The following is a 21,532-nucleotide window of genomic DNA, read 5'->3' on the forward strand; positions in this document are numbered from 1 at the left end:
GAAGGAAGATAAACTTCGGGCCATCCCTTCCGGAGGCCCCCGCCCCGTCCCGCCGTCCCCCAACCCCCGAGGATCGCCAGGCCATGGTGCCCATCACGGTGGTCGAGTCCGAGCTCGCCGCCCAGTTCCAGCAGGTCGGCCCCGCCTCCGCGCCGGCGTACGAACGGGTCAAGATCCTCATCGCGGCCGGCGTGCGCTCCGGGCGGTGGGCGCACGGCCAGCAGCTCCCGTCGGAGCACCAGCTCGTCGGCGCGCTCGGCCTGTCCCGCATGACGATCAACCGGGCGCTGCGCGAGCTGACCCACGAGGGCCTGATCGAGCGGCGGGCCGGCGTGGGCACGTTCGTCGCCGCCCCCAAGGCCGCCTCCGCCCTGCTGCAGGTCAGGAACATCGCCGACGACGTGCGGCGGCACGGGCACCGCCACCGCACCGAGGTCGTCCACGTCCGCGAGGAGCCCTCCGACGCCGCCGACCCGGCGCTGCGCGCGGCGGCGGGGCCGACCGTCTTCCGCTCGCTCATCGTGCACTTCGAGGACGACACCCCGATCCAGCTCGAAGACCGCCTGGTCAACCCCGCCGCCGCGCCCCGCTACCTGGAGCGCGACTTCACCCGGCAGACCCCGCACGCCTACCTCAACGAGGTGGCGCCGCTCACGCGCGGCGAGCACGTCGTCGAGGCGGTGCTCGCCGACTCGGCCGAGCGCCGGCTGCTGCGCATCGGCCGCCACGAGCCGTGCCTGCTCGTCCGCCGCCGCACCTGGTCCCGCGACGTCCTGGTGAGCGTGGCCCGCCTCCTGCACCCGGGCTCCCGGCACCGGCTCGAAGGCTCCTTCGGCGCCGACTGAGCGCCCGCTTCCCCGCCCTCATCCGGCGTCCCCCGCCGGCCGCCGTCACCAGCTCCACATCCCGACCCGCACCGGCACCCCCGGGGAGGCGTGCACGACGGGCGGGCCCTCGGGGGCGGGCAGCCCGGCGGCCTGGACCACGTCCTGGTCCAGGCTGTTGAGGTGGGCGTGGTGCAGCGGCCACGGCGGATGCTCCACCATCGCGGCGGCCAGCCGGCCGGCCACCAGGCTGAACAGCCGGAACCGGGCGGTCAGGAAGTGCGCCAGCTCGTCGCGCTCGCGCTCCAGCAGCGGCACCCCGGCCTCCACGTCCACGTCACACCGCGCCCCGGCCGGCCCCGGCAGGCGGCGGCGGGACCGGTAGCGGGTGCGGCCGTTCCTGACGTGCACGGACATGTCCGACCAGAAGTAGGGCAGCCAGTAGCCCCCTCGGCCGCCGAGCGCCGCGGGCAGCCGTCCCGCGTCCAGGGACAGGAACCAGATGCCGGTACGCCCGCGCGCGTCCCGCACGTACGTCCGCAGGTTCGTCTCGGGGAACGTGGACAGCCACGGCAGCGCGGGCACGCCGGGCAGCCGCACGCCGCGCATGAGGAACGGCGTGAGCCCCACCCAGGCCGAACCGTCGAAGGTCTCGACCTGGAGCCGGGCCGGAAGCAGCGCCTGCACCTGCTCCGGGGGGTAGCGCCAGTGGATGAACGTCATCCGCGTCCACTGGTGGTGCATCACGGGCAGGGCGACATGGGGTGACGGTGGAGCCTGCATCCCGCCCCCCTGCCCCCCACCGACGACCACAAGCATGCCGTCCACCCTCGCCTTCCACCCTCGTCGCCCGCACTCGTCGCCCGCACTCGTCGCCCGCACTCGTCGCCCGCACTCGTCACTCGCTGCGAGTGGGGTGCTTGACCCTCACGTGGCGTCAGGCGGCATAGTCCCTGGCGTGGAGGATCGCTGGACCGTGGGACGCGTGGCCGGGATGGCCGGGGTGAGCGTCCGCACGCTGCATCACTATGACGAGATCGGGCTCGTCCGGCCGTCGGCGCGGACCTCGGCCGGATACCGCGCCTATTCGGCGGGCGACGTGGAGCGGCTGCGGGAGGTGCTGGCCTACCGGCGGCTGGGCTTCGGGCTGCGGGAGGTCGCGGAGCTGGTCGGCGACCCGTCCACCGACGCGGTCGCGCACCTGCGCCGGCTGCGCGGCCTGCTGCTGGAGCGGCGCGATCGCGCCGACGCCATGGTGGCGGCCATCGACAGGGAACTCAAGGCACGGGCGAAGGGACTGAAGGTGACGCCTGAGGAGCAACTGGAGATGCTCGGCGCACGGCTGTACGACGCGATCGGCAGCGCCTACCCCGCGACGCGGCGTACCGAGCCGCGCATCGCCGCCCAGATCTGGGACGCGCTCGGGGACGCGCGGACGGTGCTGAACGTCGGAGCCGGCACGGGCTCCTACGAGCCCGCCGATCGCGACGTGATCGCGGTGGAGCCGTCGGCGGTGATGCGGAGGCAGCGGCCCGCCGGGGCGGCCCCGTGCCTGGCCGCCGCCGCGGAGAGCCTGCCGTTCGAGGACCGGTCCTTCGACGTCGCGATGGCCGTCTCCACCGTCCACCACTGGGAGGACCCGATGGCGGGGCTGCGCGAGATGCGGCGCGTGGCCCGCCGCGTGGTGGTGCTCACGTTCGACACCGACGAGCCCGGCTGGCAGGAGCGGTTCTGGCTCACCCGCGACTACCTGCCGGAGTTCGCCGCCGTCCTGGCGGGGTTTCCCTCGCTCGCCGGGATGGCCGACGCGATCGGGGGCCGCGCCGAGCCGGTGCCCATCCCGTGGGACTGCGCCGACGGCCTGTTCGAGGCGTACTGGCGGCGGCCGGCGGCGTACCTGGAGGATCGCGTGCGCCGTGCGATGTCGGTATGGACGAGGGTCGGGCCGGAGGCCGAGCGGCGGGCGGTGCGCAGCCTCGGCGCCGACCTCGACTCCGGCCGGTGGGCCGAGCGCAACGGCGACCTCGCCGGCCTCGACGCGGCCGATCTCGGTCTCCGCCTGCTCATAGCCTGAACCGCCTCATAGCCCACAGCCTGAACCGCGCCGCGGCCGCGGCCGTAGCCGTAGCGCCGGCGTCACCTGCCCGAAGGGCTCGGTCCGCCCTGGGCGGGGTCCGTCACCCCTGGATCGGGCCCGGTCACTCCGGAACGGGCCCGTCGCAGGGATCGGGGTCGTCGGTCAGATCAGGCCCAGGGCCAGCATCGCGTCGGCCACGCGGCGGAAGCCGTCGATGTTGGCGCCCGCCACGTAGTTGCCCGGCATGCCGTACTCGTCGGCGGTCTGCAGGCAGCGGCCGTGGATGTCGCTCATGATGTCCTGCAGCCGGCGCTCGGAGAACTCGAACGTCCACGAGTCGCGGCTGGCGTTCTGCTGCATCTCCAGCGCGCTGGTCGCCACGCCGCCCGCGTTGGCCGCCTTGCCCGGCCCGAACGCGACGCCCGCGTCGAGGAACACCTTGATGCCCTCGGGGGTGGTCGGCATGTTGGCGCCCTCGCCCACCGCGACGCAGCCGTTCTCGACCAGGGTCGCGGCGTCGCGGCCGGTGATCTCGTTCTGCGTGGCGGACGGCATCGCCACCTGGCAGGGGACCTCCCACACGCTGCGCTCCGCCACGAAGGAGGCGTGCCCGCCCCGCCGCTCGGCGTACGTGGCCAGCCGGCCGCGCTCGTCCTGCTTGACCTGCTTGAGCAGCGCCAGGTCGATGCCCTTCTCGTCGAGCACGTAGCCCGAGGAGTCGGAGCACGCCACGACGGTGCCGCCGAGCTGCTCGATCTTCTCGATGGTGTAGATCGCCACGTTGCCCGAGCCGGACACGACCACGCGCTTGCCGTCGAACGACGTGCCGCGCGCCTTCAGCATCTCCTCCACGAAGAACGCGCACCCGTAGCCGGTGGCCTCCGTGCGCACCTGCGCGCCGCCGTACGCCAGGCCCTTGCCGGTGATCACGCCCGACTCGTAGCGGTTGGTGATGCGCTTGTACTGGCCGAACAGGTAGCCGATCTCCCGCCCGCCGACGCCGATGTCACCGGCCGGCACGTCGGTGTACTCGCCGATGTGCCGGTAGAGCTCGGTCATGAAGCTCTGGCAGAAGCTCATCACCTCGCGGTCGGAGCGGCCCTTGGGGTCGAAGTCGGAGCCGCCCTTGCCGCCGCCGATGGGCAGACCCGTCAGGCCGTTCTTGAAGATCTGCTCGAAGCCCAGGAACTTGACGATCCCCAGATAGACCGACGGGTGGAAGCGCAGACCCCCCTTGTACGGGCCCAGCGCGCTGTTGAACTCGACCCGGAAGCCCCGGTTGATCTGCACCTGCCCCTGGTCGTCCACCCACGGCACCCGGAAGATGATCTGCCGCTCGGGCTCGCAGACCCGCTCGATGATCTTCGACTCGGCGTATTCGGGGTGTTTGCCGAGAACCGGGCCGATGCTTTCGAGAACCTCGCGCACCGCCTGGTGGAACTCGATCTCACCGGGGTTGCGGCGAAGGACGTTGTCGTAGATCGACGACAGTTTCTCGTGCAAGACGTACTCTCCCAGGTCACAGTAGAAGCGTCCTCACTTTACGGGCTGGCCTGTTGTGAGCCGACAATGACCCCGCCGTGAACGGGATTCGGCCCGGCGGCGACTCGCCCGGCGGCGGCGCGCGGCGCTCTGGGCATGCCTTTTCCTGCGGTCTGGGCTATGGTCGGCCCTATGAGGGGACCGTGGACGACACCACGCAGGTCCATCACGTTCATCGGCGTGATGGGCCTGGTCCTGCTGTCCCTGATGCTGACCGGGGCCACCGGGAGCGCGAGCGGCGGCGGGCAGACCTTCCCCCACGACTCGTCCTCCGTCCCGGTCTGGAGCCTGGGCGGGTCAGACGGCGACCAGTCCGGCCTGCCGCCCCAGGCCAACAGCGCCCGCGAGCACCACGTGCTGTCGTTGTGGCCGCCGCTGCGCGGTGAGCGCCAGAGCGAGCACGCCCATCCCGCGCTGCCGGCCGCGCCGGGTTCCGACGCCGACGCGTTCCGCGACCCGCAGCAGCTCGGCCACCGCACCGCGGGCTCGCGGAGCCCGCCGCTCGCCTAGCCGACGTCCTCCCTCTTCGCGTTCCCCCCTTTCCGGGGACCTTCTTCGCGGAGGGTTCTTTCCGGGCACCTGCTCTCGGGTCCCGCCTCTTCCGGGGGTCTCCCGGCTCATGTGCCCGTTCCGGGGTGCCCTCGCGGGTTCCCCTATGCGGGTCCTCTCCCAGGGTTCCGCGGCCGGTCGTGCCGTGGGACCTGACGGCGTACCCGGGCTCCGTGATCACGCGTACCGGCCCGCGTCCCGGCTCCGGCCCGGACGCGGGTCCGGCCGCCGTGCCCGCGCGGCCCTGATCGCCGTCTTCCGTGGCAGGAGGGCCGGCTACCTGGCGTGGTCCTCCATGCCGCCCTTCCTTGACGTCAGCTAGGAGCCGATCATCGTCATGGTCGTTGTCAGAACAGTTCGCGCCCATCCGCGGTCCGCGCTCCCGCGCGGCCCCGTCCGAGGCCGCCGCACGGCGCGCGGAGGCGAGGGATGAGCGCCGGGCCGCGCTTCGTGGCGCTCGACCTGGGCACCGCGCGTACCCGGTCGCTGGCCACGGGCGGTCACGCCATCGCCGACCGGCCCTCGGCCGTCGCCGGGCGGCCGGCCGGGGGCTCCGACCGGGCGGACCCGGTGCGGCCCATCCGGCACGGCATGGTGGCCGACCCGGGCGCCTGCCTGCGGCTGGTGCGCCTGGTGCTGCGGGACACCCGCCTGTACCAGGACCGGCCACCGGAGCGGGTGCTGGCCGGGGTGCCGTTCTCGGCGTCGCCGAGCGACCGCAAAGCGGTGCGCGCCGCGGTCTCCGAGGTCGCCGGGTGCGAGGTGACGCTGGTGGACGAGCCGCTGGCCGCCGCCGTCGGCGTCGGGCTGAACGTCCTCGACTCCCGGCCGTGCCTGGTGCTGGACGTCGGGGCGGGCATCGTCGAGGCCGTCGCCGTACGTGACGGCGCCGTCGTCGACGCGGCCGCGCTCCGGCTCAGCGCGACCACCGGCACGGGGCTGGTCTCGTACGCGCTGGAGGGCGTCGTGGACATGACGGCGGGGCTGGCCCGCCGCCTGCCCGACGCCCGGGGGCTGGTCGTCACCGGCGGCGGCGCCCACCAGGAACTCCTCCTGCACCGGCTGCGCGCCGCGCTGCGGCTGCCGGCCGGCGCCGCGCCCCAGCCGCAGCACGCCACCGTACGCGGCCTCATGCGGCTGTGCCTGAGTCCGGCCCTGGCCGCCGGCCTCGTCCCGTCCGCCCGCTGACGCCCCGGTGCTCACCGGACCGGCGCTCACCACAGCCGCTCACCACGCCAGCGCTCACGCACAGCCAGCGCTCACGCACAGCCGGCGCTCATCTCAGTCGCGCTGACCTCAGTCGCACTGACCACAGTCCGCGCCGGCCACGGCCCGCGCTCACCACAGGGACGTCCCGTCATACAGAAAGGGCTTCAAGACCATGAACGACCGCACCACCTCGCACCTCAGCACCGTGCAGCTCCAGTCGCTGCGGCAGGACCTCCAGGAGCAGCTCGACCAGCGCCGGCGGCACCTGGAGGGCCTGCGCGTCCAGGAGCAGGAGAGCAGCGGCGCCGACGGCACCTGGCAGGAGCTGCTCGTCTCGATCACCACCGCCGAGCGCGCCGTCGCCGAGCTGTCCCAGGCCTTCGACAGACTGGTGGACGGCACGTACGGCCGGTGCGCCCACTGCTCGGCGGCGATCCCGTTCGAACGGCTCAAGGTCCGGCCGCTGGCGCGCACCTGCATCGACTGCCAGCGGCGGCACGAAGCCGCGTGACACCGTGAGGGGGCGGGCCTCGTCCCGCCCCCTCCGCGACCGGAGACTGACCATGATCACATTGGACCGCCTGGTGAACGTGCTCGGCGGCTACGGCGTGCGGCTGTGCGGCCGCTCCGCGCCGCGCTCGGCGTGGCTGCGCAGCGTGGCGGTGCCGGACGCCACCGACCGGCACGTCGCGGGCGACCTGCTCCTGGCCATGGGCGCCGGCTCGGTCGCCGAGGCGGTGCGCTGGGCCGAAGCGGCCCGCGCCACCGCGGTCCTGGTCCGCCTCCCCGAACCCGAACCCGGCCCCGGCCCCGGCAACGCCCCCGAGGCCGGGAGCGGCCCGGGCCCGGGCGGCGGTGCCGGGGCCGGGAGCAGGGCGGGGAGCGGGGCGGACGTCGAGCGGGACGCCGCCGAGATCGGTGACCGGCACGGGGTGGCCGTGCTGCTGGCCGACCCCGCCGTCTCGTGGAGCCAGCTCGCCGGCCTGGTGTACGGGCTGGTGATGGAGAGCCGCGAGACCGCCTCGGGACGCGGCCCGACCGACCTGTTCGCGCTGGCCGACAGCCTGGCCGACGTCATCGGCGGCGCGGTGACCATCGAGGACCGGCACTCCCGGGTGCTCGCCTACTCCCGCTCCCAGCAGGCGGGCGACCCGGCCCGCCTGGAGACGATCCTCGTGCGCCGGGTCCCCGACCGCCTGCGCGAGCTGTTCCAGCGGCAGGAGGTCTTCGCCCACCTGGCGGCGACGGACGAGCCGGTCTTCGTCCCCGCCGACCCCGAGCACGGCCTGACCGGGCGCATGGCGGTCGGGGCGCGAGCCGGTCACGAGCTGCTCGGCTCGGTCTGGGTGAGCTGCGACCGGCCGCTCACGGGCGCGCACCGCCGCGCGCTGGCCGACGGCGCCCGCACGGTGGCGCTGCACCTGCTGCGCTCGCGGGCCAGCGCCGACCTGGAGCGTCAGGTGGAGTCCGATCTCGTCATCCGGCTCCTGGAGGGCAGCGCGGACGCCACGACGATGATCAGCCGGCTGGGGCTGTCGCCGCGGGAGATGCGGGTCATCGCGGTGCGCACGCGCACCGACGGGGAGCGTCACGCCGCGCTGCTGCTGGCCTTCGAGCAGGCCACCACCGGGTTCGGCTGGTCCAGGCCCGGACGCAGCGCGCTGCTCGGCGACACGCTGTACACGATCCTGCCGGCCGAGGGGGCGCAGGCGGCCCGCCAGTGGATCGCCGCGCTGCGCGCCGAACTGCCCGCCCAGGTCGGCGTGACGGCCGGGATCGGCGCGCCGGCCGAGGTCACCGAGCTGCCCGCGGGCCGCCAGGAGGCCGACGAGTGCCTGGCGCTGCACGAGAGCGCCGGGCCCGGCGCCCCGCCGCCCGCCTACGACGAGTCCTGGGACGACATCCTGCTGCGGCGGCTGCGCACCGCCGCGCGGGCCGGGCGGACCCCGGCCCGCGGTCCCGTCTCCACGCTGCTGCGGCACGACGCCCGGCACGGCACCCGCTTCGTGGCCACGTTGCGCGCCTGGCTGGAGAGCCAGGGCGACCTCGCCCTGGCCGCCGAACGGCTGGAGGTGCACCCGAATACCGTGCGCAACCGGCTGCGCAAGATGGGCGAGCTGACCCCACTGCACCTCGACGCCCCCCGCAAGCGCCTGGGCATGCTCATCATGCTGGCCGCCCTGGAGGACGAGCCCCGCCCCTGACGCCCGCGCTCCCGGGACGGGTGGGCGCAGGGCGTTGTGGCGGGGCCACAACGGCGGGCGCGCGATTGTGGGCCGCGTACAGCGTCGCCGGGCCCGGGCGGGGCCATCCTAGGGCGACACCGGCATTTCGTACCCCGTTGGAGGTTGGTCATGGTCGGCAACTGGCCGCGATCGGTGGTCGTGGTGGGCGCGGGCATCGTGGGCCTGTCGACGGCGTGGTTCCTCCAGGAGCGCGGCGTCAAGGTCGACGTGGTCGACCGGGGCGGCGTGGCCGCGGGCGCGTCCTGGGGCAACGCCGGATGGGTCTCACCGGCCCTGACCATCCCGCTGAACGAGCCCGCCGTCCTGCGCTACGGCCTGCGCTCGCTGCTCAACCCGGCCGCGCCGCTGCACGTGCCGGCGACGCTCGACCCGGGGCTGTGGTCGTTCCTGCTCCGGTTCGCGGCCAACTGCCGCTGGTCGTCGTGGACCCGCGCGGTGCGCGCCAACCTGCCGCTCAACGAGGAGTGCGTGGAGGCGTACGACGTGCTCGCCGCCAACGGCGTGTCCGCGCCGGTCATCTCAGCGCCGATCACCGCCGGGTTCCGCACGCCCCGCCAGGCCCAGGGCCTGCTGCGCGAGCTGCGCCGGCTGGAGGCGGCCGGGCAGCACGTCGAGCACACCGTGCTCGACGGCGGCCGGCTGGCCGAGCAGGTCCCGCTCGCCGGCCAGGCGCTGGGCGCGGGCGTGCGCATCGACGGGCAGCGGTACGTCGACCCGGGCGCCTTCGTGCACGCCCTGGGCAAGGCCGTCATGGAGCGGGGCGCGACCATCTACGCCTTCGAGGTGTCCGACGTGCGCACCGACGACAGGAAGGTCATCGTGCGCTCGTCCAAGGGCACGATGCTGTCCGCCGACGCGGTGGTGCTGGCCACCGGCGCGTGGCTGCCCCGGCTGGCCGGCCAGTGGGGCGTGCGCGTCCCGGTGCGGGCCGGGCGCGGCTACTCCTTCACGGTGCCGGTGGACCACCCCGTCCCCGGCCCGATCTACCTGCCCGACGTGCGGGTGGCGTGCACGCCGTACCGGGACGGGCTGCGCGTGGCGGGCACCATGGAGTTCCGCGACCCGGACGCGCCGCAGGTCCCGGCCCGGCTGGAGGCCATCATCGCCTCCGCCCGGCCGCTGCTGCGGGGCGTGCGCTGGGAGGAGCGCACCGACGTCTGGGTGGGCCCCCGTCCCGTCACCCCGGACGGGCGGCCGCTCATCGGCGCGACGAAGGCCCCCGGCGTGTACGTGGCGGGCGGGCACGGCATGTGGGGGCTGGCCCACGGCCCGATCACGGGCCGGCTGCTCGCCGAGCAGATCACCACCGGCAAGCAGCCCGCCGCCCTCGCCGACTTCGACCCCCTGCGCTGACCGGAACCGGGCACACCCGTCCTTTGCCCCCGGCCGGACGGGCAGGACCCCGGCGGATGCCGCCGGGGTCCTCGTGAGGTGCTCCTCGGTCACCAGCAGCCGGGGCTCACCACGTGGTCGATCGTGTTGTTGTGCTGGAGATGGCTCGTGTACGCGCGGTGCGCGGCGGCCCGCCCGGCGAGGATGTCACTGCCGTGGCCGGTGGCGCCGGCCCGGTGATTGAGCAGGTCGAACGCGAACCTGGTGTTGTTGTGGGTGGATTCGGTCCGGTCGTGGAACGTGGGCGACAGGTCCAGCATCGCGCAGTCGTACAACACGGAGACGTGAATGCGGAGGCGCGGATATCCGTAGTTCGTGCCGTCATAAAGGCAGATGTTGTCGGCCGGGCAGTCCGCCGCCTGCAGACTCACGCCCTTGCCGCTCGGCCGCTCCTCATAGACGACGGCCGGTTCGCCTTTCTGCGTGCCGGACGGCGGCGCGCCCGCCGACGCGGGCCCGGCCGGCACGGCCAGAATGGCCATCGCGGCCACGGCCGCCGACGCGATGAGACGGATCAGCCGAGGTGTCATGTCTTCTCCTTGGTACGCGAAGGGGGATTGGGCAATTGCCGGGGAAAGGCCCGAGCGCTTTTCCGCTGCCGGGCTATGGACATGGTGGCGTGGGGCGGATTCACCTGTCGTTATCGATGGGCGCCAGGTGACTTTCATCTGCGTGCCGCACGGCCGATCCGGGCGGACGCAGGGCGGCGGCGCGATAGGCGCCGGGATTCACCTCGTACGCGGCCCGGAACAACTGGCTGAAGTGCGCCGGGTTGCCCAGGCCCCAGCGCGCCGCGATGGCGTGCACCGGATGCCCCGCCAGCAGCGGGTCGGCGAGGTCCCGGCGGCAGCGCTCCAGCCGCCGGCGGCGGATCCAGCCGCAGACGCTGTCCCCGTGCCCGCTGAACAGCCGGTGCAGGGAGCGGAGGGAGATGTGGTGGGCGGCGGCGATGCCGCGCGGCGACAGGTCGGGGTCGCCGAGATGGCGCAGGATGAACGACTGCACCCGCAGCAGCAGGAGCTCGTCCGCGCGCCCGGGAGCCGCCGGCGAGCGGGTCTCCAGCTCGTGCGCGACCAGCGCCGCCAGGAGGTCCACGACCAGCCCGGACAGCCGGAAGGCGTCCGGCGGGCGATAACGGTCGAGGTCGTCGGCGATCCGCGCGAGCGTGCCCGCCGCCAGCGCCCCGATCCCGGTCTCGGCGGAGAGCGGCACGCCCAGCAGCCGCCGCACGGCGCGGGCCGGGACGGGCATCAGCTCGCGGGGAACGGCCACCAGCACGCAGGCGGCCGGGCCGCCGCCCGGCTCGGGCTCGGCCCGGAACGGCAGCGAGGCGTCGTACAGCGCCAGCCGGGACGGGCCGAGCACCGCCCGCCCGCCCGCGTGCGCCACCCGCAGCCGCCCCCTCGTCTGCAGCACCAGCTGGTACGCCGCCGGCTCGCCGCCCCCGCCCGCCGCCTGCCCGTCCGCCGCCTGCCCGTCCGCCGCCTGCCCGTCGGGTGCGTGCCCGTGCGGTGCGCCCTCGATCCGGTACGGCGCGCCGGTCCGCGTCGTCAGCGAGGTCACGGTCACCGCCCCGAGGTCGCGGACCCGTACGCGCGCCAGGAAAGCGCCGCGCGGCCCGCCGGAAAGGGCCACGGGCACGGGCGGGGGCACCGGCGCGACCGCCATTGTCCGGCCGGGGTAGGAGAGACGCCCGCGATCTTCGCGGTGGCCGCTCGTGGTGATGCGCGTCGGCGGCCATTCGCGGCGAATATCGATCAAGAAATGCAGGCGATTCGGCGAAGTCATGAATATCTCCGGTGATCGAGTCGGGATACCGTGTCACGCGAAAGGCCCGGCCGGAGCTCGTCCCACCGGTTTAACACCGCCGGAGGTTGTTCAGCGGGGCCGGAACTCCTGAACAAACAACTTCGCCGGCGCCGGAGCCCGGGCGGCGGGCCCGTGGATAAGGTGTGCGCATGGGGCGGCCCGAGCGCGACCTGAACCCGGAGAAGGACCCGCTGCACCGATTCGCCGCAGAGCTCAGGAAGTTGCGCGTCGAGGCGGGTAAACCGAGTTATCGCGAGCTGGCCAAACGCGCGCATTTCTCGGTCACGGCCCTCGCCGAGGCGGCCGGCGGCGCCGTCCTGCCGAGCCTCGCGGTCACCCTCGCCTATGTGGAGGCGTGCGGCGGGGACCGCCGGGAGTGGGAGGAGCGCTGGCACGCCCTGAACGGGCTGCTCAAGGGGGCGGCCGGGCAGGAGGGCCGGCCCGGGGAGCCCGGCGGGCACGCGGAACCCGGGGGACCTGGCGGGCGGGACGGCCCCGAAGGAGCCCCGTACCTGGGGCTGCGGACCTACCGGACGGAGGACGCGCGGCTGTTCGTGGGACGCGAGACGCTGGTGTCGGAGCTGCGCGACAGGCTGGACCGCACGTCGTTCCTGGCGGTGTTCGGGCCCTCGGGCGTCGGCAAGTCGTCGTTGCTCCGGGCGGGCCTGCTGCCGGCGCTGCGGGCGGAGCGGGCGCCCGGCGGCGGGAGCTGGCGGGTGGCGTTCCTGACTCCGGGGGAGCGGCCGCTGCGGGAGCTGGCCGTCCATCTGGCCAACGCGGCGAACGTGGCCGCCGCGCCGGTGCTCGACGCGCTGCGCGCCGGCCCGTCGTCCGCGCGCACCGCGATGGCCCAGGCACTCGCCGCCCCGCCCGCCCCACCCCCGACCGCCCCTGCGCCGCCCACGCCGGCCTGGTGGCCGCGCTGCGGGACGCGCAGGTGCTGGTCGGCCCGATGGACGAGGACGGGATGCGCCGCGTGGTCAGGGTCCCGGCCGAGCGCGCCGGGCTGAAGGTCGAGCGCGAGCTGGTGGAGCTGGTCGTGGACGAGTCGCGGGGCCGCCCCGGGGCGTTGTCGCTGATCTCGCACGCGCTGCTGGAGACCTGGCGGCGGCGGCGCGGCGGCACGCTCACGGTCGCGGCGTACCGGGCGGCCGGCGGGGTGCGCGGCGCCGTCGCCCAGACCGCCGAGCGGGTGTACCAGGCGCTGCGGCCGGCGGAGCGCGAGCTCGTACGGCACCTGCTGTCACGCCTGATCGTGCCCGGCGAGGGCACCGAGGACACCCGCCGCCGCGCCGCCCGCACCGAGCTGGCCGAGGACGAGAGCACCGCGCGCATCCTGGCCGCGCTGGTCGCGGCCCGCCTGGTCACCGTGGACGAGGACACCGTGACGATCGCGCACGAGGCGCTGATCCCCGGCTGGCCCCGGCTGCGCGGCTGGCTGGAGGAGGACCGCGAGCTGCTCCTGGCCCACCGCCGGCTCACCGAGGCCGCCGCCGAGTGGGACCAGCACGACCGCGACGACGCCTTCCTGTACCGGGGGGCGCGCCTGAGCGCCTGGGACGGCCGGCCGGGCGACCGGCTCAACGCCCTGGAACGGGCCTTCCTCGACGCCTCGCGGCACGAGGAGTCGGCCGCCCGCCTGCGGCGGCGCAGGCGGGCGCGGCTCCTGACGGGCGGGCTGGTCGCCGTGGTGCTCGTGGTCAGCACCCTGGCCGGCGTCACCATGACGCAGGCCAGGCAGGTCGCCGAGCACCGGGACGTCGCCGTGTCCCGCCAGCTCGCCGCCGAGGCCAGGGGCGAGCTGGCGCTCGACCCCGAGCGCGGGCTGCGCCTGGCCAGGCGCGCCTACGCGACGTGGCCCACGGCGGAGGCGGACACGGCGCTGCGGCAGGCGCTGATCGACGACCGGCTGGTCGTCACGGTGCCGGGCTTCGGCCGCACCCTCGGCGTCGCCTTCTCGCCCAGCGGCGACCGGGTCGCCGTGACGACCGCCGACGGTCTCGTACGGGTGTGGGGCTGGCGGCGGGGCGGCCTGTCGGAGCGGCCGCCCGTCGTGCTGCGCGGGCACGAGGGGGAGGCGTGGAGCCCCGCGTTCAGCCCCGACGGCCGCCGCCTGGCCACCGCCGGGTTCGACGGCACCGTACGGGTGTGGGACCTGGCGGGCGGCCCGGCCCCGCGGGTTCCGCGCGTGCTGCGCGGGCACAAGGGGCCCGTGTGGGGGGTCGCCTTCGCCCCCGACGGGACCGGGGTCGCCTCGACGGGCGACGACGGCACCCTGCGCGTGTGGCCCCTGACCGGCCGCGCCGCCCCCGTCGTCAGGAAGGCGCACCGGGGCCCGGTCTGGGGCGTGGCCTACAGCCCCGACGGGCGGCACGTGGCCTCCGGCGGCGCGGACCACCTCATCCGCCTCTGGGACCTGCGGGGAAGGGCGGAGCCGGTCGTGCTGAAGGGCCACACGGCCATGGGCAAACGGCTGGCCTTCACCGCCGACGGCACCAGGCTGGCCAGCGCCGGCATCGACGGCACCGCCAGGGTGTGGGCGCTGGACGACCGCGACGCCGAGCCGGTCATGCTGCACGGGCACGAGGGCAGCGTGGAGGGGGTCGCGTTCAGCAGGGACGGGCACCGCCTGGCCGCCGCCGGCGACGACGGCTCGATCCGCGTCTTCAGCCCGGCCGGCGGCGGCGAGGCGCTGGTGCTGCGGGGGCACGACCGGGTCGTGTGGAACGCCGAGTTCAGCGCCGACGGCCGCCGCCTGGTCAGCGTCGGCGACGACGGCACCGTACGGATCTGGGACGCCACCGGCATGGGCGCGCCCGTCGTCCTGCGCGGCCACCGCGACGAGGTGTGGAACCTGGCCCTGTCGCCCGACGGGACGAAGCTCGCCAGCGGCGGTGCTGACGCCACCGTCCGCGTCTGGGAGGTGTCGGGCCACGCGTCCGACGAGGACCGCCCGGTCGTGCTGCGCGGTCACACCGGCCAGGTGTACGGGCTGGCCTTCGGCCCGGGCGGACGGCTGCTGGCCACCGGGAGCGGGGACGGCACCGTGCGCATCTGGGACACCGCCGGCACGGCCGGACCCCGCGTGCTGCGCGGGCACACCCAGCCGGTCGGCGCGGTGGCGTTCGCCCCCGACCGGCGGCACGTGGCCAGTGTCGGCAATGACGGATCCCTGCGCGTCTGGCCCGTCGGCGGCGCGGGGCCGCCGCGCGTGATCCGGGTCAGCCCCGAGATGCTGCGCTACGTGGCCTACAGCCCCGACGGCAGGTACGTGGCCACCGTCGGCCTGGACGGGCAGGTCCGCCTCTACGACACGAAAGCCTTCGGCGAGCCCGTCGTCCTGCGCGGGCACGAGGGCATGGTGTGGGCGGTGACCTTCAGCGCGGACGGGCGCCGCCTGGCCAGCGTCGGCAGCGACGCCACCGTACGCGTCTGGGACGTCACCGCCCCCGGCCGGGGCGCGCCGCTCGTGCTGCGCGGGCACCAGGGGGCGGTCTGGCAGGTGGCGTTCGCCCCCGACGGCCGGTGGGTGGGGACGAGCGGGCACGACGACACTCTGCGACTCTGGCGCGACGGCCGGCCCGGTACGCCCCTGACCGTCACGGGGTTCGCCGCCAGCGTCGAAGCCGTCGTCTTCCGCCCCGGGACCGGCCAGGGGGACGGCGCCGTACGGCGGGCCACCGCGCACGGGGACGGCACCGTGCGGTTGTGGTCCTGCGACGCCTGCGCCCCGATCGGCCGCATCCTCGCCGAGGCCGACGACCGCCTGACCCGCCCCACCGCACCCGCCGGCTGAAACCCGGGCCCCCGCCCGGGCCCTCAGCGGGTCGTGAACGGGAACGCGCCCTTGGTCATGGCCGCGGCGCGCGACGGTCCCGGCGGGCCTCCAGCTCCTCCGGGCTGACCACCGTCAGCCGAGCCCGGCCGGACCGGCTCCGCGTCCCCGCCCCAGGGGGCCACGGCGGGGCCACGGCGGGGCCGGGGACAATGAGGGACATGACACGCGCGGTGTACGTAGCGGCCGGTGAGGCGGGAAGCAACAAGGGGGCCATCGCCCTGGGCCTGGTCGAGCTGCTGTCACGGCAGGTCGGGACCGTGGGGGTGTTCCGGCCCGTGGTGCGGGCGGGCCGCGAGGACGCCCTCATCAACACCATCCGCGCCAGGTTCCAGCTCGACCTGCCCTACGAGGCGTGCGCGGGCGTCACCTACGACGAGGTGCACGCCGACGCCGAGCGGGCGGCGGGGGACGTCGTGGCCCGCTTCCGCGCGCTGGCCGGGCGGTGCGACGCGGTCGTGGTGATCGGCACCGACTACACCGACGTGGGCGCGCCGACCGAGTTCGGCTACAACGCCCGCCTGGCCGCCGACCTGGGCACGCCGGTGATCAACGTGGTGAACGCGCGGGGCCGGAGCGGGGCGCAGGTCGCCGCCGCGGTCGAGCTGTCGTCCAGGGAGCTGGCGCAGCATCACGCGCACGAGCTGGCGGTCGTGGTGACGCGGGCCGCCGAGCGGCTCCCGATCTCGCACGTGACGCCGGTGTTCGTGCTGCCCGAGACCCCGTCGCTGCGCGCGCCGACGGTGGCCGACCTGCTCGACGCCTGTGACGGCACGTTCTTCCTGGGCGAGCGCGACGGGCTCGGCCGGGAGGCGAGCGCGCTGCTGGTCGGCGCGATGTCGCTGCCCAACATCCTCGACCGCTACACCGAGGGCGCGGCGGTGATCATCCCGTCCGACCGGGCCGCCGCGCTGCTGCCCGGCCTGATCGCCGCCCATGCCTCGCCCGGCTTCCCCTCCCTGTCGGCGGTGGTGCTCACCGGCGGCACCGACCTGCCCGCCCCGGTGGACCGGCTGCTGCGCGGCATGGCCATCCCGCTGCCGGTGATCGCCACCGATCACGACACGTTCGACACCGCCACCCGCCTGTCGGTCGTGGAGGGCCGCTTCACGCCCGAGGCCGGCGGCAAGATCGACACGGCGCTGCGGCTGTTCGCCGCGCACGTGGACGGCCGGCTGCTGCTGGAGCGGCTGGCCATCGCCAAGACCGACGTGGTCACGCCGCTGATGTTCGAGTACGAGCTGCTGGACCGGGCCCGCGCCCGCCACATCGTGCTGCCCGAGGGCGAGGAGCCGCGCATCCTGCGCGCGGCCGACATCCTGCTCCGGCGGGGCGTGGCCGAGCTGACGCTGCTCGGCGACGAGGAGCGCGTCAAGGCGCGCGCCGCCCAGCTCGGCCTGGACCTCGACGGGGCGCGGGTGCTCAGCCCGTTCGACGAGGAGCTGCGCGAGCGCTTCGCCCGCGCCTACGCCGAGGCGCGGGCGCACAAGGGCATGACGGTCGAGCTGGCCCGCGACACCGTCACCGACGTGTCCTACTTCGGCACGCTGATGGTGCACACCGGCATGGCCGACGGCATGGTCTCGGGCGCGGCGCACACCACCGCGCACACGATCAGGCCGGCGTTCGAGATCCTGCGCCTGGGCCTGGTCTCCAGCGTGTTCTTCATGTGCCTGGCCGACCGGGTGCTGGTGTACGGCGACTGCGCGGTCAACCCCGACCCGACCGCCGAGCAGCTCGCCGACATCGCGATCTCCTCGGCGCACACCGCGGCCCGGTTCGGCGTGGACCCGAAAATTGCCATGCTGTCGTACTCGACGGGCGCCTCGGGCGCCGGGGCCGACGTCGACAAGGTCCGCGCCGCCACCGAGCTGGTCCGCGAGCGCCGCCCCGACCTCCAGGTGGAGGGGCCGATCCAGTACGACGCCGCGGTCGACCCCACCGTGGCGCGCGCCAAGATGCCCGACAGCCGGGTGGCCGGGCACGCCACCGTCTTCGTCGTGCCCGACCTGAACACCGGCAACAACCTCTACAAGGCCGTCCAGCGCAGCGCCGGGGCCGTCGCGGTCGGGCCGGTGCTCCAGGGGCTGCGCAAGCCGGTCAACGACCTGTCCAGAGGGGCCACGGTCGCCGACATCGTCACCACCGTCGCCGTCACCGCCGCGCAGGTGCGCGACGACTGAACGGCCGGCGCACGAGGGCTTTCAGGCGACGGTCCTCAGGCGGTGGCCTGGTCGAGGAGTTCGAGCAGGTGCCGGTACGGCTCGCCGGTGGCGCGCGTCATGCCCAGCTCGCAGGTGCGGTTGACGGAGGCGTGCGCGGCGAAGTCGCCGGCCCGCACGGCGGCGGCCTCGGCGCGGGTGGCCGAGGCGGTCAGCTCCGGGTGCAGCAGGCCCCGGTCGCCCGCGAAGGCGCAGCACTGCCAGTCGTCGGGGACCACCACCTGCTCCGCGACGGCCTCCGCGACGCGGGCGAGGGCCGCGTCCAGGCCCAGACGGGTGGAGGAGCAGGTCGGGTGCAGCGCCAGCGACGGCAGCCGGCGCCGCACGGTCAGGCGCGGCAGGAGGAACTCGGAGGCGTAGGCGACCGCGTCGAGCACCCGCAGCCCGGACCGGTCCTCGGCGAGCCGGTGGAAGCCCTCGGTGCAGGAGGCGGCGTCGCTGACCACCGGGAGCCGGCCGCCGTCGGTCGCCTTGAGCAGCGCCTCACGAACGCGGCCCGCCATCGTCTCGTGGCCGCCCGTGTAGCCCTTGGACGACCACGGGGTGCCGCAGCACAGCCCGCCGATCTCCTCCGGCACGCGCAGCCGCAGGCCCGCCCGCCCGACCAGCCGGGCGAACGCGATCATCACCCCGGTCCCGCCGTCGGCGGGCGCGAACAGGGTGTTCAGGCAGGACGGGAGGTAGACCACGTCGGCGTCGGCGTTCGGCGCCGGGCGGCGGCGCATCCCGCCGCGCGGCAGGTCGCGGCTCCACTCGGGGACGGCCTCGGCAGAGGTGAGGGCGCGGGCGGCGCGGGCGGCGGCCTCCGGCAGGGCGGGCGGGGTGGCGGCGGCGGTGTCGAGGGCCAGGCTCATCGCCCGGGTGACGCCGTCCCAGTGCCTGGCGGCGCTCTTCCAGCCGGCCTGGGCGGCGCGGCCGTGGCGTTCGGCGCGCAGGCGCTTGGTCAGGTCGCCGGTGTTGATCTGCACGGGGCAGGCGGTGGCGCACATGCCGTCCACGGCGCAGGTGTCCACGGCGTCGTAGGCGTACTCGGACTCCAGCTCGCGGGCCAGGGCGTGATCGCCGGCGGCGTGGGCGGCGGCCAGCTCGCGGCGCAGCACGATGCGCTGGCGCGGGGTGGTGGTCAGGTCGCGGCTGGGGCAGACGGGCTCGCAGTAGCCGCACTCGACGCACCGGTCCACCTCGGGCTCGACGGTGACGACGGGCTTGAGGTCGCGCAGGTGGGCGTCGTCGTGGTCGGTGAGCACGACGCCTGCGTTGAGCGTGCCCGCCGGGTCGCACAGGCGCTTGACCTCGCGCATCACCTCGTACAGCTCGTCGCCGTACTGGCGGCGCACGAACGGCGCCATGACCCGGCCGGTGCCGTGCTCGGCCTTGAGCGTGCCGCCCCTGGACAGGACGGCCTCGACCATGTCCTCGGTGAAGGCGGCGTAGCGCGCCAGCTCGGTGGCGAAGCGCTCGTTGAGCATGAAGTGCAGGTTGCCGTCCTTGGCGTGGCCGAAGATGACGCTGCGCTCGTAGCGGTGCGCCTCGAACAGAGCGGTGAGGTCGTCGCACAGGCCGGCGAGGGCGGGCACCGGGACGGCGACGTCCTCCAGCAGCGCGGTGGTGCCGCTGGGGCGGGCGCCGGCGACGGCGGCGTACAGGCCCTTGCGGATGTGCCACAACGCCGCCCGGCCGCCCGCGTCCCTGCTCAGCCGGGCCGGGACCGCCAGATGCAGGCCGGCCAACGCGCGCTCGGCCGCCCGCTCGGCCTCGGCCAGCGCCTCGGGGTCGGACTCCTGCCACTCGACCAGCAGCGCGGCGTGGCCGGTGACGTCGAGCGCGTGCAGCAGGTCGCCGGCCTTGGGGTCGGTGCGTGCCACCCGCAGGGACTCGGCGTCCAGCAGCTCGACGGCGGCGGGGGCGGCCGCGACGAGCTGCGGCATCGCCTCCATCGCCGCGTGCAGGGTGGGGAAGACGAGCAGGCCGGTGGCGGCCAGCCGGTGCGCGGGCACCGTGCGGAAGACCGCCTCGGCGACGAAGCCGAGCGTGCCCTCGCTGCCGATCACCAGGTGGGCGAGGATCTGCGCGGGCGTGTCGTGGTCGAGAAAGCTGTTCAGGCCGTAGCCCATGGTGTTCTTCAGCGCGAACTGGGCCCGCAGGCGGCGCACCGAGCCGGGGTTGCCGCGGATGCGGTCGCGCAGCCGGAGCAGGCCGCGCGCCAGCTCGGGTTCGAGGGCCAGCAGCCGCTCCTCGGCGTCGGGCGCGCCGGTGTCGAGGACGGTGCCGCTGGGCAGCACGATCGTCATCGACTCCAGGGTCTGGTACGTGTTGGCGTGCGTGCCGCAGGTCATGCCGCTGGAGTTGTTGGCCACCACGCCGCCGATCGTGCACGCCGACTCGCTGGCCGGGTCGGGGCCGAGCTTGCGGCCGTACGCGGCCAGGCGGGCGTTGACCTGGCGCAGCACCGCGCCGGGCTGCACCCGCACCCGTGCCCCGCCGTCCAGCACCTCGATCGCGCGGAAGTGGCGGCGGGTGTCGACCAGGAGGTGCGCGCTGACCGCCTGCCCGCTCAGGCTGGTGCCGCCGGAGCGGAAGGTCAGCGGCAGCCCCGTGCGCAGCAGCGCCGCCACCTGCCCGGCGTTCTCCGGCACCACCACGGCCTGCGGGGTGAGCAGGTAGTGCGAGGCGTCGTGGGCCATGCCGAGCCGGTCGCTCGCCCGGGTGCGGGTGATGCCGGGGACGGCGGTTTCCACCGTGGCGAGGAGGGCGGGGTCCGGCACAGTGATCACGTTCTTACTCTCTCGTCGGCGCGGGGACAATGGGATCTTAAGACCCGCCCCCTCATCACCCGAGCGACGACCTGCCCGAACACCCTCCGTGTCGGCCGCGTCCCGGCCCGGCGAGTCCGCCTGGGACCGGCGGCCCCGGCCCCGCGGGCACGCTTCGGACCGGCGGGCCTCCGCCCGGCGCGACGGCCGTGCCCCGGTCCGGCGGCCGGGAGAGGCGGCGCGGTCAGTGCCGGCCGTCGCCGCGAGCGCGTCACCGGCCTCTCTCCGCGCGACTACCGCCGCCGGCACGAGGTCCGCCGGCCGGATCGCGGGCGGCCTGGCATCAGGTGAAGGGCGGTAGCGCGCTCAACGTGATGGTGATCTCGTCGGGGGCCGCGTCCAGGAGGAGCAGGACCCCCGCGATCCCGATGATCCAGCGCAGCGCCGAGCGGGAGCCGGAGGAGAACCCGCGCTGCCACCGTTCGAACCGGTCGCGCATCCGCTCGCCCAGCGCCGCCCACGCGGCGAGGAGCAGGACGCCCGGGGCGACCATGACGGCCACGTACGCGCCGAGCAGCGGCGACCACTGCGCGACCGGCAGGCCGGCCGTGGTCATGATGCCGATCGCCGCGAAGTACGGCACGGCCGTGGCGAACTCGAACAGCCAGGTGCCCAGCCCCAGCAGCACCATCGCGCCCGGGGTGAAGGAGCGGGCCGCGACGGGGGAGCGGTCCGGGCCCTTGGCGGGGATGACGAAGCTCGCCACCACGAGCGCCGCGCCGACCCCGGCCTGCGCCCACGGCCACACGCCGTCGCCGATGTGCGGCACGACCGCGCCCAGCCCCAGCATGAGCAGCGCGCCCAGCACGAAGTAGGCGACCGCGACCGACCCGAGGTACACCCCCAGCAGCGCCCCCACGCGGCGCGGCCGGGCCAGCAGGAGATAGAGGGTCACCCCGATCACGGTGGGACTGAGCGTGTCGAGTAAGGCCAGCCCGAGCACCGCCCCGACGATTTCCACGGACATGACGCGTCTCCCTCCGGAAGCCCGCGAGCGGAAATAGCACATGCGTG

Annotated in this window: 16 protein-coding genes; 10 read left to right on the forward strand and 6 right to left on the reverse strand. The window is 75.1% G+C overall.

All coding sequences use genetic code 11. The features are described from left to right. The first annotated feature begins 83 nt into the window (after positions 1–83). On the forward strand, positions 84–845 hold the full coding sequence (gene hutC, locus IO39_RS21170; protein WP_043625758.1) for a histidine utilization transcriptional repressor HutC: 762 nt from the start codon (positions 84–86) through the stop codon (positions 843–845). A 45-nt stretch (positions 846–890) separates the two neighbouring features. Here hutC and IO39_RS21175 read toward each other — a convergent pair whose 3' ends face one another. Continuing rightward, positions 891–1,643: a YqjF family protein gene (locus IO39_RS21175; RefSeq protein WP_211267089.1), complete on the reverse strand. Its 753-nt coding sequence runs from the start codon at positions 1,641–1,643 to the stop codon at positions 891–893. A 139-nt stretch (positions 1,644–1,782) separates the two neighbouring features. On the opposite strand from IO39_RS21175, the gene IO39_RS21180 reads away from it, so the two are divergent. Beyond that, positions 1,783–2,898: a MerR family transcriptional regulator gene (locus tag IO39_RS21180; RefSeq protein ID WP_211267090.1), complete on the forward strand. Its 1,116-nt coding sequence runs from the start codon at positions 1,783–1,785 to the stop codon at positions 2,896–2,898. A gap of 165 nt (positions 2,899–3,063) precedes the next feature. Here IO39_RS21180 and gdhA read toward each other — a convergent pair whose 3' ends face one another. Continuing rightward, positions 3,064–4,404, reverse strand: coding sequence for an NADP-specific glutamate dehydrogenase (gene gdhA, locus IO39_RS21185; protein ID WP_211267091.1), 1,341 nt, complete (start codon positions 4,402–4,404; stop codon positions 3,064–3,066). A gap of 171 nt (positions 4,405–4,575) precedes the next feature. Between gdhA and IO39_RS21190 the strand changes: the two genes are divergently transcribed. The 5 genes from IO39_RS21190 to IO39_RS21210 all read left to right on the forward strand — a co-directional run bounded on the left by IO39_RS21190 (position 4,576) and on the right by IO39_RS21210 (position 9,800). After that, on the forward strand, positions 4,576–4,953 hold the full coding sequence (locus IO39_RS21190; RefSeq protein WP_157548699.1) for a hypothetical protein: 378 nt from the start codon (positions 4,576–4,578) through the stop codon (positions 4,951–4,953). Between the two features lie 468 nt (positions 4,954–5,421). Next, positions 5,422–6,180, forward strand: coding sequence for a rod shape-determining protein (locus IO39_RS21195; protein WP_043625766.1), 759 nt, complete (start codon positions 5,422–5,424; stop codon positions 6,178–6,180). Positions 6,181–6,373: 193 nt separating this feature from the next. Then, a complete protein-coding gene (locus IO39_RS21200; RefSeq protein ID WP_043625769.1) occupies positions 6,374–6,712 on the forward strand; it encodes a TraR/DksA family transcriptional regulator in 339 nt (112 codons plus the stop codon). 52 nt (positions 6,713–6,764) lie between these two features. Beyond that, on the forward strand, positions 6,765–8,405 hold the full coding sequence (locus tag IO39_RS21205; RefSeq protein WP_043625772.1) for a PucR family transcriptional regulator: 1,641 nt from the start codon (positions 6,765–6,767) through the stop codon (positions 8,403–8,405). Positions 8,406–8,555: 150 nt separating this feature from the next. Continuing rightward, a complete protein-coding gene (locus IO39_RS21210; RefSeq protein WP_043625775.1) occupies positions 8,556–9,800 on the forward strand; it encodes an NAD(P)/FAD-dependent oxidoreductase in 1,245 nt (414 codons plus the stop codon). 89 nt (positions 9,801–9,889) lie between these two features. On the opposite strand, the gene IO39_RS21215 is transcribed toward IO39_RS21210, so the two are convergent. Then, positions 9,890–10,369 carry a peptidase inhibitor family I36 protein gene (locus IO39_RS21215; protein WP_043625778.1) on the reverse strand — a complete coding sequence of 160 codons (480 nt, stop codon included), beginning with the start codon at positions 10,367–10,369 and terminating at the stop codon, positions 9,890–9,892. 100 nt (positions 10,370–10,469) lie between these two features. Next, positions 10,470–11,600, reverse strand: coding sequence for a helix-turn-helix domain-containing protein (locus IO39_RS21220; RefSeq protein ID WP_169789088.1), 1,131 nt, complete (start codon positions 11,598–11,600; stop codon positions 10,470–10,472). A gap of 197 nt (positions 11,601–11,797) precedes the next feature. Between IO39_RS21220 and IO39_RS52805 the strand changes: the two genes are divergently transcribed. The 3 genes from IO39_RS52805 to pta all read left to right on the forward strand — a co-directional run bounded on the left by IO39_RS52805 (position 11,798) and on the right by pta (position 17,666). Continuing rightward, positions 11,798–12,658 carry a helix-turn-helix domain-containing protein gene (locus IO39_RS52805; RefSeq protein WP_052423154.1) on the forward strand — a complete coding sequence of 287 codons (861 nt, stop codon included), beginning with the start codon at positions 11,798–11,800 and terminating at the stop codon, positions 12,656–12,658. Beyond that, on the forward strand, positions 12,562–15,444 hold the full coding sequence (locus tag IO39_RS21225) for a WD40 repeat domain-containing protein (RefSeq protein WP_052423155.1): 2,883 nt from the start codon (positions 12,562–12,564) through the stop codon (positions 15,442–15,444). The genes IO39_RS52805 and IO39_RS21225 overlap by 97 nt, the downstream gene beginning before the upstream one ends. Positions 15,445–15,644: 200 nt before the next feature. Continuing rightward, a complete protein-coding gene (gene pta, locus IO39_RS21230; protein WP_043625781.1) occupies positions 15,645–17,666 on the forward strand; it encodes a phosphate acetyltransferase in 2,022 nt (673 codons plus the stop codon). Positions 17,667–17,701: 35 nt separating this feature from the next. Here the strand turns inward: pta and IO39_RS21235 are convergent, their stop codons facing one another. Further along, the gene (locus tag IO39_RS21235; RefSeq protein WP_211267092.1) at positions 17,702–20,479 is read right to left on the reverse strand and encodes an FAD-binding and (Fe-S)-binding domain-containing protein; all 2,778 of its coding nucleotides are present in this window, start codon (positions 20,477–20,479) and stop codon (positions 17,702–17,704) included. A gap of 322 nt (positions 20,480–20,801) precedes the next feature. Continuing rightward, entirely contained in the window at positions 20,802–21,485 is a 684-nt protein-coding gene (locus IO39_RS21240; protein WP_043625784.1) for a GAP family protein, read from the reverse strand. Positions 21,486–21,532: the final 47 nt, after the last annotated feature.

Origin of the sequence: Nonomuraea candida, assembly GCF_000725485.1 — a bacterium.
GTDB lineage: Bacteria > Actinomycetota > Actinomycetes > Streptosporangiales > Streptosporangiaceae > Nonomuraea > Nonomuraea candida.

Bases quoted from the DNA above. Each gene is read 5' to 3' on its own strand.
- hutC (WP_043625758.1), top strand. From the start codon at position 84: ATGGTGCCCATCACGGTGGTCGAGTCCGAGCTCGCCGCCCAGTTCCAG.
- IO39_RS21175 (WP_211267089.1), bottom strand. From the start codon at position 1,643: ATGCTTGTGGTCGTCGGTGGGGGGCAGGGGGGCGGGATGCAGGCTCCA.
- IO39_RS21190 (WP_157548699.1), top strand. From the start codon at position 4,576: ATGAGGGGACCGTGGACGACACCACGCAGGTCCATCACGTTCATCGGC.
- IO39_RS21195 (WP_043625766.1), top strand. From the start codon at position 5,422: ATGAGCGCCGGGCCGCGCTTCGTGGCGCTCGACCTGGGCACCGCGCGT.
- IO39_RS21200 (WP_043625769.1), top strand. From the start codon at position 6,374: ATGAACGACCGCACCACCTCGCACCTCAGCACCGTGCAGCTCCAGTCG.
- IO39_RS21205 (WP_043625772.1), top strand. From the start codon at position 6,765: ATGATCACATTGGACCGCCTGGTGAACGTGCTCGGCGGCTACGGCGTG.
- IO39_RS21210 (WP_043625775.1), top strand. From the start codon at position 8,556: ATGGTCGGCAACTGGCCGCGATCGGTGGTCGTGGTGGGCGCGGGCATC.
- IO39_RS21215 (WP_043625778.1), bottom strand. From the start codon at position 10,369: ATGACACCTCGGCTGATCCGTCTCATCGCGTCGGCGGCCGTGGCCGCG.
- IO39_RS52805 (WP_052423154.1), top strand. From the start codon at position 11,798: ATGGGGCGGCCCGAGCGCGACCTGAACCCGGAGAAGGACCCGCTGCAC.
- pta (WP_043625781.1), top strand. From the start codon at position 15,645: ATGACACGCGCGGTGTACGTAGCGGCCGGTGAGGCGGGAAGCAACAAG.
- IO39_RS21240 (WP_043625784.1), bottom strand. From the start codon at position 21,485: ATGTCCGTGGAAATCGTCGGGGCGGTGCTCGGGCTGGCCTTACTCGAC.